This window comes from Streptococcus suis, from assembly GCF_019856455.1.
Taxonomy (GTDB): domain Bacteria; phylum Bacillota; class Bacilli; order Lactobacillales; family Streptococcaceae; genus Streptococcus; species Streptococcus suis_AE.
Window position 1 is genome coordinate 2423436 of the sequence record NZ_CP082205.1, and the last position, 17726, is coordinate 2441161.

A 17726-nucleotide genomic window follows, 5' to 3' on the forward strand; every position below is an offset into this window, starting at 1 on the left:
TTTTTGCAAACGTTTTCTTGAATGTTAGCGGTAACAAGTTTTAATCTACTATCTAACAAAAATAGAATAAATAGCTCCCCCCTCTTTTGCTCCTAGACCGCCCACTGACCAAAAAAAGAGACTACTGAGGTGTAGTCTCCCTTTCAATTAACGTCGCCTGACAGTAATGCCCCTGTCTAGCCAGAGGCTTGCCATCCAATATCGTCATTAAATGTTTGACGCTAAGAGCCCCCATTTGACGAATCGGCTGCTTCATCGTCGTCAAGGCTGGTCTGGACATCCGATCTAAAAAGAAGCCGTCAAAACCAATCACCCCAACGTCATTCGGAATAGACTTTCCTAGAGCTTGTAAACCTCTTGTAACCCCAAGAGCGAGACGATCCGATGCGCAGATAAAACAGGTGTTTTCTGGTAAATAATCAAGATTTTTCACAAATTCTTCCGCAACACGAGAACGATTTTCCAATCGATAGAGATGAGTTTCTCGGCCCTGCATCGCATCTTTGTAGCCTTCTTCTCTCCCTTTTTCAAAGGCTTCTGGCAAGTCAATCCCTACAAAAACAATCCTCTCATAACCTTTTGATAAAGCAAACTGGGTTGCGGACCTAGTCGCCAAACGATTGTCTGAATCTACAAAAGGAAGGCCTTCTTGATTCTCCCCAAATAAAATCAATGGCTTCCGCAGTCCTTTCAACCAAGGGTAGTCATCCTTGCGAGCGCCAGTCACGATGTAACCATCACATTGATCAGTAATCTGACTTGGATTGGTCACCAACTGCAAGGTATAATTTCGATGATTGAGCTCATCAGCGATTCCTGCAAGAAGGTCGATATAGTACGGCTCTACCACATCCATCTTTTCGAGAATGACAGCCTGAACAATCAGTGTCCGTTGCTGGGCCAAGGCCTTGGCCGCCACATTTGGCTTATAGTTTAATTCTTCCATCGCAGCTGTTACGAGCGTCCGCAGCTCTTGTGTAACTTGTTCTGGATGGTTGATGACACGCGAAACAGTCATCTTTGATACATTGGCTAACCTAGCCACATCGGCTAATGTCGTCATAGAACTCCTCCCTAATTCTATTTCTGTTGCTTATCTTTTAGCAAGCAAACAGTCAAAATTGTGCAAACGTTTTCTTTAGGTTATTATATACTATTTATTACTAAAAAGTAAAGACCTTTCGAATACATTTATCGTCATTTAGTTTTCCTTCTATTACTCCTTGCCTAACTTCATCTATGCCTGCGGCTCATCACCTCGTGCTAAAAGTACTATATAAGAATACCCATTCCCTCTAAACAAAAAATACTCCAACCGCTAAACCAATCAATGTCTAACAATTGAAGTATCTTTGTCAAATTCTGTCCATTTTCTGTACGATTATGGAAATGAATAAGATAAATTACTTGCTTAGCTTACTCAACATCTACCTTTTGAATGCGAGCTAAGAATTGCTTAGTACGTTCTTCTTTTGGCTGGTCAAAAATGTCTTCTGGTCGACCTTCTTCGACAATCCGACCACCATCCATAAATATGACTCGATCAGCTACCGCACGCGCGAAGCCCATCTCGTGCGTCACAATTACCATGGTCATACCTTCCTTGGCCAGCTGAATCATGACTGCCAAGACTTCGCCGATTAGTTCGGGGTCCAAGGCCGAGGTTGGTTCGTCAAAATAGATGATCTCGGTCTCAGAACGTAGACAAACTCCTAACAATATAAAAAATTGAAGAAGTTTGCGAAAGATAGCAAGTCATTAAACTCTTAGAAACATTGATATTTTGGTGTTTCTGAGAGTTTTTTTATTTTCAACATACAGAAAAAAGATTGAAGAAAATTGTCCAAAATGGACTTTTTCTTCAATCTGAGACCTACTCGGTCTTTATATCTCATATTATAGTCGAATGAATTAGCTTTCAGACAAGGAACTGAGGTGCAGGTTGCTAGAACAGCATAAAGGCTGTTCTAGGTTGGAAATAAGACCTGCGAAGCAAGTCACTTTCGTAGAGTACGGCAAGACGAAAGTGACGATGTATCAAAGTTAATTCAAATGACTGATATGTAAAGCCCTTTGTCAAGTAAAAACAATCGAACTGATTAAAAAATGAAAAGTATCTAGAAAGAGCCTAGTTCTTAGCTTCGGGCATTGGCCACTCTGATATTCGTGGATTGGTTACCTACAGGTCAATGGTTCTGCCGCGAGTCCTACTCTCTATAAGCGTGGATCACAATTGTGCCACTTAGTCGTTTCGTAGATGACTCAAACCTTGAAGTCCTAAACTCCTTCAAGATACTTTCCATTCAAACATGATTTCAATCCTTATTTCTGTCCAAATTCACCCAGTGATTTTGGATAGAAATAGGGATTCCTCATCGCTCTGCGATGATAAAACTTAATGGTCAAAAGTGTACATGAAAACAAGCGCTAACTTCAAGCTATTCTTCCTGTCATCATCCCCCAAATAAAACCAGACAATTCTCGTGCAATAGCTGTTTTAGCAACATTTTGTTTCTTATTTTTTCCTAGAACAAGTGTGCGATAACGTCTTCTTAAGCGTTCATTAGCCTTATCCGCATAAGCAATCACCTCCACTCGGTTTCCACTTTGTCTCCTTTTCAATTCTTTGGATTTATACCCAATCGTCCCCTTAGCCAATGATTGTGCAGCTTCTATCAGAAGTCGTCTCACATGGCTATTCCCAGCTTTGGTGATAGCACCTCTTCTCTCCTTGTCGCCGCTAGAATTTTCGCTAGGAGTTAGCCCAAGATAAGAAGCAAAATGTTGAGCTGTCGCAAAGCGATTAAAATCACCGATTTCTGTCACAATGGAAAGAGCAGTTAGTGTTTTAATGCCAATAAAGCAAGAAAGCCGTGAGACCTTCTCTTGGTAACTGTCGCTTTGACCCAGTTGCTCAATTCGTGCATCATACCGTTCTATTTGATCTACTAATTTCTCATAGGTCAATAGATATTCTGTCAAAATCTCTGCGTAAAGTCCCTCAGGTTTTAGGGAACGGAGCCAGCGAACATGTTTCTGTGTCCAATTACTGCTTCCCTCGGTATAGCGAAAATCATGTCGGAGACAGAAGGCAAGAATTTGTTGTTTGATTTTCTTCAGAGCCACTTTGTGGTCTGTTCTCATGCGGATATATTCTTTGACTTGTTCATCCTCAACAGTAGGAATATGAACAGGCCGATAGCTACGAAAGGCCAGAGCTTTTGCGAGCTGAGCTGCATCTTTTTTATCAGTCTTAACACGCTTAGATCCTTCCTTCATCACCGTTGTAGGCGCCATCACGATACAGGGGATCCCGTGAGCTTGTAGCTGGTGATATAGGGTAAATCCAAGACATCCGGCTTCGTAGCCACATAACACTTCTGCATCTTGACCATATAAACGACGAAGCTCATTCACATAGTTCACAATATAGCTAACATTTGGACCAACTTTAGTGCTATGTTTGAATTGATTCGCCATCATATCATAATAGCAGAGTGAAAAACTTTCTTTGTGAACATCCATTCCGATGAAAAGTGTGGTAAAATGAAACATATAAGACCTCCAATTGAGTGTGGTAATTCCTGTTAGAAGTTGATTGTTTTTTTATTCTAGTGTACAGGTAAATCCACGAATTCTCAACTGGGGGTCTTTACATATTGTCTATAATTATACTCCAGCTGGTGGGTAAATATAGCTGACTGTTCCTTCGCTAGTCGTTGTTGGATCAAAGAAACCTCGGACATTACTTGGGTAGTATACTCCACCATAGTTTGATTCCTTAACTTGAATGTGACCGTTAGCTGCCACATCTGTTACATAGGCAACATGACCGTAGCCTCCATCTGTCCATACAGCAATAGCGCCAACTTTTGGAGTAGTTCCCACTTCATATCCAAGCGCTGTCGCACTAGCTGCCCAATCTCCACCATTACCCCAATAGTTTCCAACCCAAGGAGCCATTTCTTTGGCGCCCCAAGTACACTGACCAGCTGGATAGGTATTAGCCGTATATTCCACAGCAACCTCTGACACCATATTGGTAGCCAAAGCAGCCTTTGCAGCGGCAGCAGCTTTGGCTGCTTTTTTTGCAGCTTCAACCTTTTTTGTTAACGCTGATACTGTCGGACTATCGCTTATAACTGTGTCATCTGCACTGACATTCACCATTCCCAACCATAAAAGATTTCCTATGAGGGCTGTAAACAGTCCCAATTTGAATTGTTTTTTTATCATTTGATAACTCATAATATTTAATTCCTTCGTGTTTTTTATGCCCTATCTATCCTAAGGGATAATCCTTGCAGAGAGCTTAAAGAAATGTAACAAATATTACAGATAACTTGCAATCTCTTAACAATTACAGTGTTCGGACTTTTTGTCAAAAAAACGACCTCCAATACGGAAGTCGTTTTCTATTTAGTGTAATTATTTTCTCCTACTCCTAAGTACACTGATTAAAATAAAAACCAAACCAGATATAATGTTTAGATATTTATTCCCATAAAGCGGACTAATCGCGATAAGGAAAAATCCTAGCGCCAATAAGAAAGGAGATTTGTTCTTGGAAAACATTATTCCTCACCAGCCTTAACCTTATTGGCTGCAATAACAAATGGTGTCCAAATCAGGAAGGCAACAAAGAGGTTGAATAGTGAAACCAACGCAGCCATAATGTTACCACCTGTTGCTAGATAAGCGTAGAGTCCTGGAGGGGTAATCCATGGAACAGGAGCAAAGACTGGCGGAATTATACCTGCCGCTGTCGCTAAGTATGCGATAGTTGCACAAATCGGTGGAACAATTAGCCATGGAATAGCAAACAGTGGATTCAATACCATTGGTATACCAAAGGTAACTGGTTCGTTAATATTGAATACACCCATTGGAGCAGATAATTTAGCTACCATTTTGTATTCTTCTCGTTTTGAGAAAATGAAAATAGCAATAATCAAAGCTAGAGTGACGCCTGAACCACCCATTTGAGCATAAGCATCAAAGGAACCACGAGTCCAAAGCCACGGTAAATTCGCAGTACTATGAGTTGCAGTATAAGCAGCCGCATTTTCATTTAGTGCAACCATATAGACTCCGTCCATAATTGGCGCCAAGACATTGTGACCATGCAGGCCGAAGAACCAAAAAAGTTGTACAAGGAAAGTTAAAAGAATGACTGACCCAAGACCTTGTGACAGACCAAGTAATGGCAGTTGAATATAAGTTGATACTAAATCTCCCAAAGATTGTCCTGTTAGAGTAAATGCAAGATATGCCACAATGGATGACGCATAAATTGCAGCAGTACCTGGGATAATAGCAGCAAAGGCCTTATTAACTGCCGGTGGAACAGAATCTGGCAATTTAATAATGACATTCCGTTTTACAAGACTTGCATAGACCCATGTGGCGAGAAATCCAATAAACAATGCTGTAAACAAACCTGTTGCACCGCCATATTTCAATGCGATAGCTCCCCACTGGCTTGTTTCCAAGGCTGAAACTCCATCTGTCGTCACAATGGATAATCCCAAACCTTCCAAAGCAGAAACAACTGACTTATCAACTCCGTCTAAAGCAGTGGAAATCGTTACACTTTGAGGAATAGTAGAGATGAATGATGCAAAGGAAATCAAACCGCCTGCAAGAGGATTGACCTTGTACATCAAAGACAAGTTGTAACCAAAAGCAAAGGCAAAAACAAGTGCCATAATCCCAATGGTCCCAAAATAAACATAGCCATTGATGTTAATAACAGGCTGCATAGCCTCTGCAAAACCTGTCCAACCCATATTGTTTGGAATATCCCTCAAAAAGACATTGAGCAGGACGGCTACCGTACCAGCCATTGTAATCGGCATCATGGAAATAAAGGAATCACGTATAGCTATCAAATGACGTTGCGAGCCGATTTTTCCTGATATTTCCATGAACTTTTCAGAAATATTTGACATAATCTGTCTCCTTTTCTATTTTTTTATTGTTGTATAAACAAAATCACGATGTCGAAGCACCTTCTTTAGAATACCGAATCAGTGCTTCTAATTGAGCATCTGTCTGCCGTTTCAAACTCTTAGAGAAGACTTTCTCCATTAAAAAGTAGTTCCCTCTCATAAATAAGTCTGCCGCTTCCATTTCATAAGAGTATTCAATCTCTGTTTGATTGTCCCCCAAAGCGTGCAAATCATAGCGGATATGCTCTTTTCCTCGATTGGAATGAAAACAAACAGCATAACGATAGGGAGCAAGAAATTCCTCTACATGCACCTTGACACTATGCTCTCCTTTGTTTCCAAATGTTTTTACATAGGTCAACCCCTTCTGGATATCTTGATCAAGAAGAGGACGTCCAGTATTTTGCTGATAATCCTCTTTCAAGGATCGACCAATCGCAGCAAACAATTGTTCAATTGGAACCTGTCCTATTTTTTTGATTTTCATACCTGTCCTCCTATCTTCGTTATCCAACAAGGTGGCCTAGCCACAATTCTTCTGTTCAGCTAAACGCTTATAGAGCTCCACTACTTCCTTGGCCATATCAATAAATGTCAAGGCATTCATCAAGTGGTCTTGTCCATGCACCATTAGCAAGGTCACTCCCACTCCTTGCCCACCAGCCTCTTGGGCTAGTAGACCTGTTTGTGACTTGTGGGCAATATTTAGGGAGGTGTTTGCTTCTTGAAGCAAGTGCTCTGCCGTCTTGAAATCCTCCTGCTTGGCCGCTTGAATCGCCTGAACAGCATAGCCCTTTGCCTCTCCCCCATACATAATAAGCCCCATAATCGCTTCTAAGTATTCCGAAGAGTTCATACTAGTCCTCCATTAGTGCCAAAGCAGCATCGAGCACCTTAGCACCATTCATCACTCCATAATCCATCATATTGATTGCATCCACCTTGATTGCAGGCTCGAACTTAGCCTTATAGACAATATGTAAAGACCCCCAGTTGAGAATTCGTGGATTTACCTGTACACTAGAATAAAAAAACAATCAACTTCTAACAGGAATTACCACACTCAATTGGAGGTCTTATATGTTTCATTTTACCACACTTTTCATCGGAATGGATGTTCACAAAGAAAGTTTTTCACTCTGCTATTATGATATGATGGCGAATCAATTCAAACATAGCACTAAAGTTGGTCCAAATGTTAGCTATATTGTGAACTATGTGAATGAGCTTCGTCGTTTATATGGTCAAGATGCAGAAGTGTTATGTGGCTACGAAGCCGGATGTCTTGGATTTACCCTATATCACCAGCTACAAGCTCACGGGATTCCCTGTATCGTGATGGCGCCTACAACGGTGATGAAGGAAGGATCTAAGCGTGTTAAGACTGATAAAAAAGATGCAGCTCAGCTCGCAAAAGCTCTGGCCTTTCGTAGCTATCGGCCTGTTCATATTCCTACTGTTGAGGATGAACAAGTCAAAGAATATATCCGCATGAGAACAGACCACAAAGTGGCTCTGAAGAAAATCAAACAACAAATTCTTGCCTTCTGTCTCCGACATGATTTTCGCTATACCGAGGGAAGCAGTAATTGGACACAGAAACATGTTCGCTGGCTCCGTTCCCTAAAACCTGAGGGACTTTACGCAGAGATTTTGACAGAATATCTATTGACCTATGAGAAATTAGTAGATCAAATAGAACGGTATGATGCACGAATTGAGCAACTGGGTCAAAGCGACAGTTATCAAGAGAAGGTCTCACGGCTTTCTTGCTTTATTGGCATTAAAACACTAACTGCTCTTTCCATTGTGACAGAAATCGGTGATTTTAATCGCTTTGCGACAGCTCAACATTTTGCTTCTTATCTTGGGCTAACTCCTAGCGAAAATTCTAGCGGCGACAAGGAGAGAAGAGGTGCTATCACCAAAGCTGGGAATAGCCATGTGAGACGACTTCTGATAGAAGCTGCACAATCATTGGCTAAGGGGACGATTGGGTATAAATCCAAAGAATTGAAAAGGAGACAAAGTGGAAACCGAGTGGAGGTGATTGCTTATGCGGATAAGGCTAATGAACGCTTAAGAAGACGTTATCGCACACTTGTTCTAGGAAAAAATAAGAAACAAAATGTTGCTAAAACAGCTATTGCACGAGAATTGTCTGGTTTTATTTGGGGGATGATGACAGGAAGAATAGCTTGAAGTTAGCGCTTGTTTTCATGTACACTTTTGACCATTAAGTTTTATCATCGCAGAGCGATGAGGAATCCCTATTTCTATCCAAAATCACTGGGTGAATTTGGACAGAAATAAGGATTGAAATCATGTTTGAATGGAAAGTATCTTGAAGGAGTTTAGGACTTCAAGGTTTGAGTCATCTACGAAACGACTAAGTGGCACAATTGTGATCCACGCTTATAGAGAGTAGGACTCGCGGCAGAACCATTGACCTGTAGGTAACCAATCCACGAATATCAGAGTGGCCAATGCCCGAAGCTAAGAACTAGGCTCTTTCTAGATACTTTTCATTTTTTTATCAGTTCGATTGTTTTTACTTGACAAAGGGCTTTACATATCAGACAAGTTGTAACCAAAAGCAAAGGCAAAAACAAGTGCCATAATCCCAATGGTCCCAAAATAAACATAGCCATTGATGTTAATAACAGGCTGCATAGCCTCTGCAAAACCTGTCCAACCCATATTGTTTGGAATATCCCTCAAAAAGACATTGAGCAGGACGGCTACCGTACCAGCCATTGTAATCGGCATCATGGAAATAAAGGAATCACGTATAGCTATCAAATGACGTTGCGAGCCGATTTTTCCTGATATTTCCATGAACTTTTCAGAAATATTTGACATAATCTGTCTCCTTTTCTATTTTTTTATTGTTGTATAAACAAAATCACGATGTCGAAGCACCTTCTTTAGAATACCGAATCAGTGCTTCTAATTGAGCATCTGTCTGCCGTTTCAAACTCTTAGAGAAGACTTTCTCCATTAAAAAGTAGTTCCCTCTCATAAATAAGTCTGCCGCTTCCATTTCATAAGAGTATTCAATCTCTGTTTGATTGTCCCCCAAAGCGTGCAAATCATAGCGGATATGCTCTTTTCCTCGATTGGAATGAAAACAAACAGCATAACGATAGGGAGCAAGAAATTCCTCTACATGCACCTTGACACTATGCTCTCCTTTGTTTCCAAATGTTTTTACATAGGTCAACCCCTTCTGGATATCTTGATCAAGAAGAGGACGTCCAGTATTTTGCTGATAATCCTCTTTCAAGGATCGACCAATCGCAGCAAACAATTGTTCAATTGGAACCTGTCCTATTTTTTTGATTTTCATACCTGTCCTCCTATCTTCGTTATCCAACAAGGTGGCCTAGCCACAATTCTTCTGTTCAGCTAAACGCTTATAGAGCTCCACTACTTCCTTGGCCATATCAATAAATGTCAAGGCATTCATCAAGTGGTCTTGTCCATGCACCATTAGCAAGGTCACTCCCACTCCTTGCCCACCAGCCTCTTGGGCTAGTAGACCTGTTTGTGACTTGTGGGCAATATTTAGGGAGGTGTTTGCTTCTTGAAGCAAGTGCTCTGCCGTCTTGAAATCCTCCTGCTTGGCCGCTTGAATCGCCTGAACAGCATAGCCCTTTGCCTCTCCCCCATACATAATAAGCCCCATAATCGCTTCTAAGTATTCCGAAGAGTTCATACTAGTCCTCCATTAGTGCCAAAGCAGCATCGAGCACCTTAGCACCATTCATCACTCCATAATCCATCATATTGATTGCATCCACCTTGATTGCAGGCTCGAACTTAGCCTTATAGACAATATGTAAAGACCCCCAGTTGAGAATTCGTGGATTTACCTGTACACTAGAATAAAAAAACAATCAACTTCTAACAGGAATTACCACACTCAATTGGAGGTCTTATATGTTTCATTTTACCACACTTTTCATCGGAATGGATGTTCACAAAGAAAGTTTTTCACTCTGCTATTATGATATGATGGCGAATCAATTCAAACATAGCACTAAAGTTGGTCCAAATGTTAGCTATATTGTGAACTATGTGAATGAGCTTCGTCGTTTATATGGTCAAGATGCAGAAGTGTTATGTGGCTACGAAGCCGGATGTCTTGGATTTACCCTATATCACCAGCTACAAGCTCACGGGATTCCCTGTATCGTGATGGCGCCTACAACGGTGATGAAGGAAGGATCTAAGCGTGTTAAGACTGATAAAAAAGATGCAGCTCAGCTCGCAAAAGCTCTGGCCTTTCGTAGCTATCGGCCTGTTCATATTCCTACTGTTGAGGATGAACAAGTCAAAGAATATATCCGCATGAGAACAGACCACAAAGTGGCTCTGAAGAAAATCAAACAACAAATTCTTGCCTTCTGTCTCCGACATGATTTTCGCTATACCGAGGGAAGCAGTAATTGGACACAGAAACATGTTCGCTGGCTCCGTTCCCTAAAACCTGAGGGACTTTACGCAGAGATTTTGACAGAATATCTATTGACCTATGAGAAATTAGTAGATCAAATAGAACGGTATGATGCACGAATTGAGCAACTGGGTCAAAGCGACAGTTATCAAGAGAAGGTCTCACGGCTTTCTTGCTTTATTGGCATTAAAACACTAACTGCTCTTTCCATTGTGACAGAAATCGGTGATTTTAATCGCTTTGCGACAGCTCAACATTTTGCTTCTTATCTTGGGCTAACTCCTAGCGAAAATTCTAGCGGCGACAAGGAGAGAAGAGGTGCTATCACCAAAGCTGGGAATAGCCATGTGAGACGACTTCTGATAGAAGCTGCACAATCATTGGCTAAGGGGACGATTGGGTATAAATCCAAAGAATTGAAAAGGAGACAAAGTGGAAACCGAGTGGAGGTGATTGCTTATGCGGATAAGGCTAATGAACGCTTAAGAAGACGTTATCGCACACTTGTTCTAGGAAAAAATAAGAAACAAAATGTTGCTAAAACAGCTATTGCACGAGAATTGTCTGGTTTTATTTGGGGGATGATGACAGGAAGAATAGCTTGAAGTTAGCGCTTGTTTTCATGTACACTTTTGACCATTAAGTTTTATCATCGCAGAGCGATGAGGAATCCCTATTTCTATCCAAAATCACTGGGTGAATTTGGACAGAAATAAGGATTGAAATCATGTTTGAATGGAAAGTATCTTGAAGGAGTTTAGGACTTCAAGGTTTGAGTCATCTACGAAACGACTAAGTGGCACAATTGTGATCCACGCTTATAGAGAGTAGGACTCGCGGCAGAACCATTGACCTGTAGGTAACCAATCCACGAATATCAGAGTGGCCAATGCCCGAAGCTAAGAACTAGGCTCTTTCTAGATACTTTTCATTTTTTAATCAGTTCGATTGTTTTTACTTGACAAAGGGCTTTACATATCAGTCATTTAGCAAAAATTTAACCTGTGGACCTAGCAAAAGGACATCAATCTCCTTTTGACTAACTTCACTATCAGCTTCTGACACAGGGACTGCCCAAATCGTTGCCTCTATCCCCTTTTCTTCTGCGGCTTTCTGCATCTTGGTCACCAACATACTAGTAGACATACCAGCATTGCACACTAACATAATTTGTTTCATAAAAAACTCCTCCTACCCCTGTTTCTGAATCAAGGGAATAAATATATCGACTAATTCCTGATAGCTAGGATTTTGCACTAGCCTTTCTTGCAAAGACCTGTCTTGGACAAATGCAACCAGACAAGGTGAAATATACTTCAGATGCGGATTCCGCCCTTTAGACGGGGATAGAAGAAAGATAAACTGCACCTTCTTCCCCTCTTCCCATTCAACCGCTTCCTTACAAACTCCAACCACAATCTGCTCAGAGAAGGTCAGGGGAATAGCTGGATGCGGAAAGGCCAACAGTTCTCCAAAAACGACCGAGCTATAGGACTCTCTCACATTTACCTGTTCCCTAAATTGTTCCACAAAGCCTGATTCCTTGGCTTCATCCAAGCACGCTATTAGTTGCAACAAGGTCCTATCTCGACTCATCTTTTTGTCCAAAGAGACTATTCGCAAGGGTGAAAATACAGCCTCTGCAATCTGTCTCGCCTGCTCTTCTTCCATAGGCAAAGCCTCGTTCTGCTCAACTCGGACAGGTGTTACTTGTTGGAGATAGGAACGAATTGCCTCGATATCCTGCTCTGACAGGAAAACACTGACGGTGATGACGGGTGTCAGGAAAATTAAATTGGACAAGCTAATCGAAGAAATAATCAGGTCTACATCTCTTAAACGTTCTTCTGTTACCTCGTAGTAACTCACAACATCTGCAATTTCCAAGCTTGTTGCAAATTCCTTTTCCAAACGATTTCGCAACATTAAAGCGCTTCCAATTCCGGTCGCACAGACGACCAATACCCGCAACTTTTTCCGCCCCTCGTATCGCTCAATTGCAGCCAATACATGCAGGGTCAGGTAGGCCCATTCGTCATCCGAAATGCTATAGGCCAACAAGGTGGGCATAGAAGCAAAAGCTTGCTTGGTCAGCTCAAATACTTCTATATAATCCCTCTGGATATCAGCCACCAAGGGATTTACCAACTGAATCTGGTGCTCCAACCGCGTCCGTAAGGGAAGCAAATGAGCGACAATCCCCTTGAAAAGCTGTCGATCTTTTAACAAATCCAGACCAGTCAACTGAGAGAGAGTCTGTAAACAAGTTTCAACTTCTTCCTCTAGACCGTCCTCTAACTCCGAAAGCTGACTAGGATTCCCCGTCAACTTGACCTTCAGGTGTAGAGCGATATAGTTGGCTTCTTCTACAGGAATCTCCACTTGAAACTCTGTTTCAATTCGTTCGATAATTCGTCCAGCAACCTGATACTCCTTGGAAGATTGAATCTGATCAGATATTGGAAATCGCTCTAAACTAGCTCCTCCCTTCATTCGTTGCAAGAGCAGAGCGATATGAAGAACGAGGTTTTGCATCACAAAATCAGACAGGCGAAGTTTGGCATCGCGGCACTCATCCAAGACAATCAACATCAGGTCTGTAAACCGAATGTCTGGCAGGAGCTGATTTTCCACCAAACCATAAAGAGACTGACCATTCCCTTGTCCAAAAAAGTAATCCATGATGAAGTGCCTAATAACAGGCTCCTCCCCGCTTAATTCTACACCTCTCCGTGTGAACAACAGTTCCAGTTGGTAAGGAACAAATAAATTGCGAATATCCGCGATGATAGAATGCAGGGTTGTTTTTCCGATAAACAGCTCTCGTTGCAAACGATCCATGGACTGAATTGGATTTTCAAATAATAACTTACTTAAAACATACCGTTGTCGGTCCGTCGCTTCCTCCAGTTGCCGTAAGTCCGTCACCTGCTTTTTCAACCGTAGCTGTTCTTGCCAAAACATTTCAAACTCAACTGGTCTCTCTACCAGCAAACAGTAGCCCTTACTTTGTTTGGACAAAATAGAAGCACCGCTAGCCTCTAGCGAAAGAGAGAGTTGCTGAACATACTTTCTTGCTGTTCGATCACTGACACCCAAAGCCTTTGCCAGTTCTATACTAGATACAAAGTCCCCTTGTTTTGCCAGTAAATAATCTACCAGACGAACTTCTTTTTTAGATAGCATACTCCCTCCTCTCCGCAAGATTTATACGAAATATAACAAGACTAGTAAGCTAGAGCCTGTTGATAAAAACATATTTTTATATTTCTATTATAGCATATCCTCAGGCTACAAGGGTTCTCTTTTTTTCCGTATTGTTAATGAAAGGAATCGGACGCAACGATTCGCAATCGAAAGGATTTCCAAGGCTTGATAAAAGCGAGCAAGGGTAGATAGTCAGGGCAAATTCGTCCAACCCGATTCACTTTTGAACTAACGGTGAACTCCCTCAAAGCTATTTGTAACTCTCCCTTGTAACGACCATATAGATCATTGTCAATCAAGACATCCCCTCGCTGCACAAGCGTTTCCCTATCTGTATGTGCAGGAATGGTCGCATCCTTGTAGACAACACGGGGCATGGTCGACCGAAGTAGGTAAGCTGAAATGTCCCCACGATAAACATGATCAAACTCAATGATTTCCCGCTCCACAGCTGTCACTTGCCCAGTAAGTTCTACAGGTAAACAAATGTCCTCTTCTTCCAAGATAGATTGAATAGACTGGAGCTCCTCCTCCGAGATGAACTGATTGGAGATGAGAATACAGTCAATCAAACCTGTCGCCTTGAGCCAGGCAATCTGAAGAGGTAAGGTCTGGTTGCGATGCTCCTCCAAGGTAGGTAGACCTTCTGACAAGGGCCAAGGCCCTTCCGTTGCAGACTGGGCAGTCACAAAAGCTGCCGTCTGTATGCCTTCTTGGTGATAGAAAGAAGACATTTCTAAAAAATGTTCTTCTGATAGTCCTGTATAGGCGTGAGGATAGAAATTATGACAGGCAACAATGTTATCCCTATTTGCGTCACTAGCTAGCAGTTGCGTCAGTAAGACCTTATCGGTACTCAGATTTAGTTCAATCTTGAGCCCGTAAGGATTCTGTGTCAAGCTGACAATCTCCTCCAAAGGCAAGGCCTCGTCCAGACGAATCCCTGTCAGCCCTAAACCATGGGCTTCTTCAATGAGTGATTTCTGCCAGCCCTGTGCCTCTATAAAACTCGGGCTAAGATCCGCAATCACGACTATCCCCAACTGACGAGCATAGGCAATCAAGTCCCGATAGAGTTGCAAGGCTTCTTGGGCATTCCCCCCAAGCTGCAAGAGGCTCATAAACATTCGCCGTGCTCCATAACGCCCCAGCAAGTCTATATAAGACTTAGACTCTTCCAGAGAATAGTTTTCTGGATAGATTGAAAAACCAAACTGCACCATTGCTCCTCCTAACGACTAAATCCATTGGCATCACTCAGCACCTTAAACCAACGACCCGATTTTTTAATCCTACGCTCCTGAGTCTCCAAATCCAACTCGACCAGCCCATAACGATTTTTGTAGGCATTGAGCCAAGACCAACAATCAATAAAGGTCCACAACATATAACCTTTACAGTTAGCCCCTTCCTCAATAGCCCGATGTAATTCTATCAAGTGATCTTCGATAAATTCAATCCGATAATCATCCTGAATGACCTCATCTTGCCGGAAAGCCACTTCACCCTCTACTCCCATACCATTTTCAGTGACTAACCACTCAATATTGTTGTATTGGTCCCGAATATTGATTGCGATATCGTAGATTCCTTTTTCATAGATTTCCCAGCCTCGATGCGGATTGATTTTTTTCCCTGGCATATCGTAAGGTGCGAAGAAGTGCTCTGGAGTCAAAACCTCTCCCTCTTTCCAGATCTTTGTCGGTGCCTGTACACGAAGGGGTTGGTAATAGTTAACACCTAAAAAATCTATCCGATTTTCCCTAATAATCGCCAGCTCTTCCTCGCTGGTTTCAGGACTCAATCCGTATTCCTCAATCAAGTCAACCAAGTCCCTCGGGTATTCTCCCAATACAGAAGGATCTAAGAAGCTCTTGGTTTGGAAGAGCTCAGCTATTTTAGCTGCCTTGACATCATCAGGATGCTCACTTCGAGGATAGGCCGGTGTCAGATTCAGGACAATTGCAATTTTCTTCTCCGGATTCACTTCATGACAAGCTTTTACTGCCAAGGAACTGGCCAACTGAGTATGGTAGGCAACAGCAACCGCCACCTTGGCATCTACCTTACAAGGATAATGATAATCCCCTAGATAGCCACACTCAACTGGAACAATCGGCTCATTAAAGGTAATCCAACGATCTACTAGGTCGTCAAACAATTCAAAACAAGTACGAGCATAGGCTTCATATGCCCAAACAATGTCCTTGTTCTCCCAGCCTCCTCGCTCCTGTAAAGCATAGGGAAGATCAAAATGATAGAGATTAACAAACAGCTGAATCCCTTTTTCTTTTATCAAAGAAAATACAGAACGATAAAAAGTCACAGCCTCCTGATTAACCTCTCCAACACCCTTTGGAAATAACCGCGACCACTGAATCGATGTCCTAAATACTGTGTGTCCAGTTTCAACCAATAACTCGATATCCTTTTTGAAATTCTTATAGAAAGTGGAAGTCCTCTCTGGGCCTACTTTCCCATGGAAACGTTCTGGCTCAATGCTGTACCAGTAGTCCCAATTATTCTGTCCTTTTCCATCGCCCAGCTCAGTTCCTTCACTCTGCGGACCCGATGTAGAAGTCCCCCACAAAAAACCTTCTGGAAAATGATAAACTACCTTATCCTCTGTCATAACCAATTCCTTTCTTCTTTATCTGATCGATGACACTCCTAAATTGTGGCAAGTACGCCTCATGTGCCACTAGTAATTCTTGTAAGACACGCTCTGCCAATTCTCCATTCGGAATCAGAGGATTGAGAGCAAAAGCCTGTAAAGCCAAAGCGTAGTCTCCTGTCATTGCAGCCCCAACAGTCGCCAACTCCATTTGCTTCATTTGCTGCAGGTATCCCCTGACCACCATCGGTGTTTTGGGACATACCAAAGGAAGCGCACCCTGGGCAGTAATAACAGACGAGACTTCGACTACGCAGTCCTCTGGCAGATAAGAAATCACTCCCCTATTAACCGTCGAAACCGTCATAATTTCCTTGCTGTCGTTGTATATAGCACAAATGAGTTGACAGGCAACATCACTGTAATAAGCACCACCACGTTGCTCCAATTGCTTAGGCTTATAGTCCAAATTTGAATCCCTGTAGAGCTCAAACAACTCTTCTTCGACCTCTTGAACAACCTGAGCCCGCACCTTCCCTTGACGATACTGGTCTAAGGCATCTGCCAACATCTCCTTTTCTAAAAAGTAGTAACGGTGGTAATCACAGGGCAACAGACCAATCGACTGCAAGAAGGGGAATGAAAAATCTAAATTAGTAATATTTTTAACAACCTCCTGATTCCCTCTTGAGTTACCGTATAAAGCTTCCATGACCTCACCAGTTCGATTCTGGCCAGTCTGATCCCAAACTTCATGAAAATGGAAATGGTTTAATCCAACATGATTGGTTTGAATCGATTCCTCTGCAGTTCATTAACAATCGCTTCCGTTACTATGCCTGCAGGATTGGTAAAATTAATCAACCAAGCATCTGGACACAGCTCTTTCATGTCTGCAATGATACCCTTATAGGCCTCTATGGTCCGAAATGCCTTAAAGATGCCACCTGCCCCATTGGTTTCCTGTCCAAGTAGACCATGACTCAAAGGAATTGTCTCATCGATATAGCGTGCCTGTAACTGACCAACTCGGAACTGAGATGTCACAAAGTCTGCTCCCTTCAAAGCAGCCCTTCGATCCAGTGTCTCCTCTATTTTCCAGTCTAATCCAGCCATTCTGACCATTCGACGTGCCAAATCAACAACTATCTTCTGCTTTTCCACCCCAGCTTCAACATCTACAAACCACCATTCTCGAATGGGTAGTTGCTGATGCCGCAAAATCATCCCTTCAACTAGCTCAGGAGTATAGCTCGAGCCGCCACCGAGTGTGACTAATTTGATTGATTTCACGACCTGTTCTCCCTTTTTTATTCATATATTCTTATTATATTCCTGTTTCTACCTTTTGTAAACGCGTACACTTCCTGTCTTTTTCCGTAATATAAAGGAAACTCCCCTCAAGACAGCCAAAAACGACCTCCAATACGGAAGTCGTTTTCTTATTATTTACATTTATTTCACAACAATATTAACCAATTTAGTTGGCTCCAAC

Annotated in this window: 13 protein-coding genes and 6 pseudogenes; 2 read left to right on the top strand and 17 right to left on the bottom strand. The window is 42.1% G+C overall.

Annotated features, from left to right (window positions below):
* Positions 1-121: 121 nt before the first annotated feature.
* The 8 genes and pseudogenes from K6969_RS11615 to K6969_RS11650 all read right to left on the bottom strand — a co-directional run.
* A complete protein-coding gene (locus K6969_RS11615; protein WP_002939863.1) occupies positions 122-1063 on the bottom strand; it encodes a LacI family DNA-binding transcriptional regulator in 942 nt (313 codons plus the stop codon).
* A gap of 353 nt (positions 1064-1416) precedes the next feature.
* Positions 1417-1680, bottom strand: a pseudogene (locus K6969_RS11620) (amino acid ABC transporter ATP-binding protein); the annotation flags it as partial.
* 753 nt (positions 1681-2433) lie between these two features.
* On the bottom strand, positions 2434-3555 hold the full coding sequence (locus tag K6969_RS11625; protein WP_061366882.1) for an IS110 family transposase: 1122 nt from the start codon (positions 3553-3555) through the stop codon (positions 2434-2436).
* Positions 3556-3669: 114 nt separating this feature from the next.
* The gene (locus K6969_RS11630; protein ID WP_171943235.1) at positions 3670-4248 is read right to left on the bottom strand and encodes a CHAP domain-containing protein; all 579 of its coding nucleotides are present in this window, start codon (positions 4246-4248) and stop codon (positions 3670-3672) included.
* 326 nt (positions 4249-4574) lie between these two features.
* On the bottom strand, positions 4575-5951 hold the full coding sequence (locus K6969_RS11635) for a PTS sugar transporter subunit IIC (RefSeq protein ID WP_043025573.1): 1377 nt from the start codon (positions 5949-5951) through the stop codon (positions 4575-4577).
* 43 nt (positions 5952-5994) lie between these two features.
* Positions 5995-6438 carry a DUF3284 domain-containing protein gene (locus K6969_RS11640; RefSeq protein WP_171943234.1) on the bottom strand — a complete coding sequence of 148 codons (444 nt, stop codon included), beginning with the start codon at positions 6436-6438 and terminating at the stop codon, positions 5995-5997.
* A 36-nt stretch (positions 6439-6474) separates the two neighbouring features.
* Positions 6475-6807, bottom strand: a complete 333-nt coding sequence (locus K6969_RS11645; RefSeq protein WP_171943233.1) for a PTS lactose/cellobiose transporter subunit IIA — start codon at positions 6805-6807, stop codon at positions 6475-6477.
* Position 6808: 1 nt separating this feature from the next.
* Positions 6809-6922: pseudogene (locus K6969_RS11650) on the bottom strand (PTS sugar transporter subunit IIB); the annotation flags it as partial.
* Between the two features lie 109 nt (positions 6923-7031).
* Here K6969_RS11650 and K6969_RS11655 point away from each other — a divergent pair.
* Positions 7032-8153 (top strand): IS110 family transposase, encoded by a 1122-nt coding sequence (locus tag K6969_RS11655; protein ID WP_061366882.1) that lies wholly within the window; start codon positions 7032-7034, stop codon positions 8151-8153.
* Positions 8154-8522: 369 nt separating this feature from the next.
* On the opposite strand, the pseudogene K6969_RS11660 reads toward K6969_RS11655, so the two are convergent.
* The 4 genes and pseudogenes from K6969_RS11660 to K6969_RS11675 form a co-directional block, all read right to left on the bottom strand.
* Positions 8523-8813 (bottom strand): annotated as a pseudogene (locus K6969_RS11660) (PTS sugar transporter subunit IIC); the annotation flags it as partial.
* Positions 8814-8856: 43 nt separating this feature from the next.
* Positions 8857-9300 carry a DUF3284 domain-containing protein gene (locus K6969_RS11665; RefSeq protein ID WP_171943234.1) on the bottom strand — a complete coding sequence of 148 codons (444 nt, stop codon included), beginning with the start codon at positions 9298-9300 and terminating at the stop codon, positions 8857-8859.
* 36 nt (positions 9301-9336) lie between these two features.
* A complete protein-coding gene (locus tag K6969_RS11670) occupies positions 9337-9669 on the bottom strand; it encodes a PTS lactose/cellobiose transporter subunit IIA (protein WP_171943233.1) in 333 nt (110 codons plus the stop codon).
* 1 nt (position 9670) lies between these two features.
* Positions 9671-9784 (bottom strand): annotated as a pseudogene (locus K6969_RS11675) (PTS sugar transporter subunit IIB); the annotation flags it as partial.
* A 109-nt stretch (positions 9785-9893) separates the two neighbouring features.
* Between K6969_RS11675 and K6969_RS11680 the strand changes: the two are divergent.
* Positions 9894-11015 carry an IS110 family transposase gene (locus K6969_RS11680; RefSeq protein WP_061366882.1) on the top strand — a complete coding sequence of 374 codons (1122 nt, stop codon included), beginning with the start codon at positions 9894-9896 and terminating at the stop codon, positions 11013-11015.
* A gap of 376 nt (positions 11016-11391) precedes the next feature.
* On the opposite strand, the pseudogene K6969_RS11685 reads toward K6969_RS11680, so the two are convergent.
* From K6969_RS11685 to K6969_RS11705, 5 genes and pseudogenes are all read right to left on the bottom strand, one after another.
* Positions 11392-11589 (bottom strand): annotated as a pseudogene (locus K6969_RS11685) (PTS sugar transporter subunit IIB); the annotation flags it as partial.
* 12 nt (positions 11590-11601) lie between these two features.
* Positions 11602-13596 (bottom strand): BglG family transcription antiterminator, encoded by a 1995-nt coding sequence (locus K6969_RS11690; RefSeq protein ID WP_171943132.1) that lies wholly within the window; start codon positions 13594-13596, stop codon positions 11602-11604.
* 134 nt (positions 13597-13730) lie between these two features.
* Positions 13731-14840 (bottom strand): DUF871 domain-containing protein, encoded by a 1110-nt coding sequence (locus K6969_RS11695; protein WP_171943133.1) that lies wholly within the window; start codon positions 14838-14840, stop codon positions 13731-13733.
* Positions 14841-14848: 8 nt separating this feature from the next.
* Complete coding sequence (locus K6969_RS11700; RefSeq protein ID WP_171943134.1) at positions 14849-16249, bottom strand: glycoside hydrolase family 1 protein; 1401 nt, start codon at positions 16247-16249, stop codon at positions 14849-14851.
* Positions 16236-17524, bottom strand: a pseudogene (locus K6969_RS11705) (6-phospho-beta-glucosidase). The gene K6969_RS11700 and the pseudogene K6969_RS11705 overlap by 14 nt, the downstream one beginning before the upstream one ends.
* Positions 17525-17726: the final 202 nt, after the last annotated feature.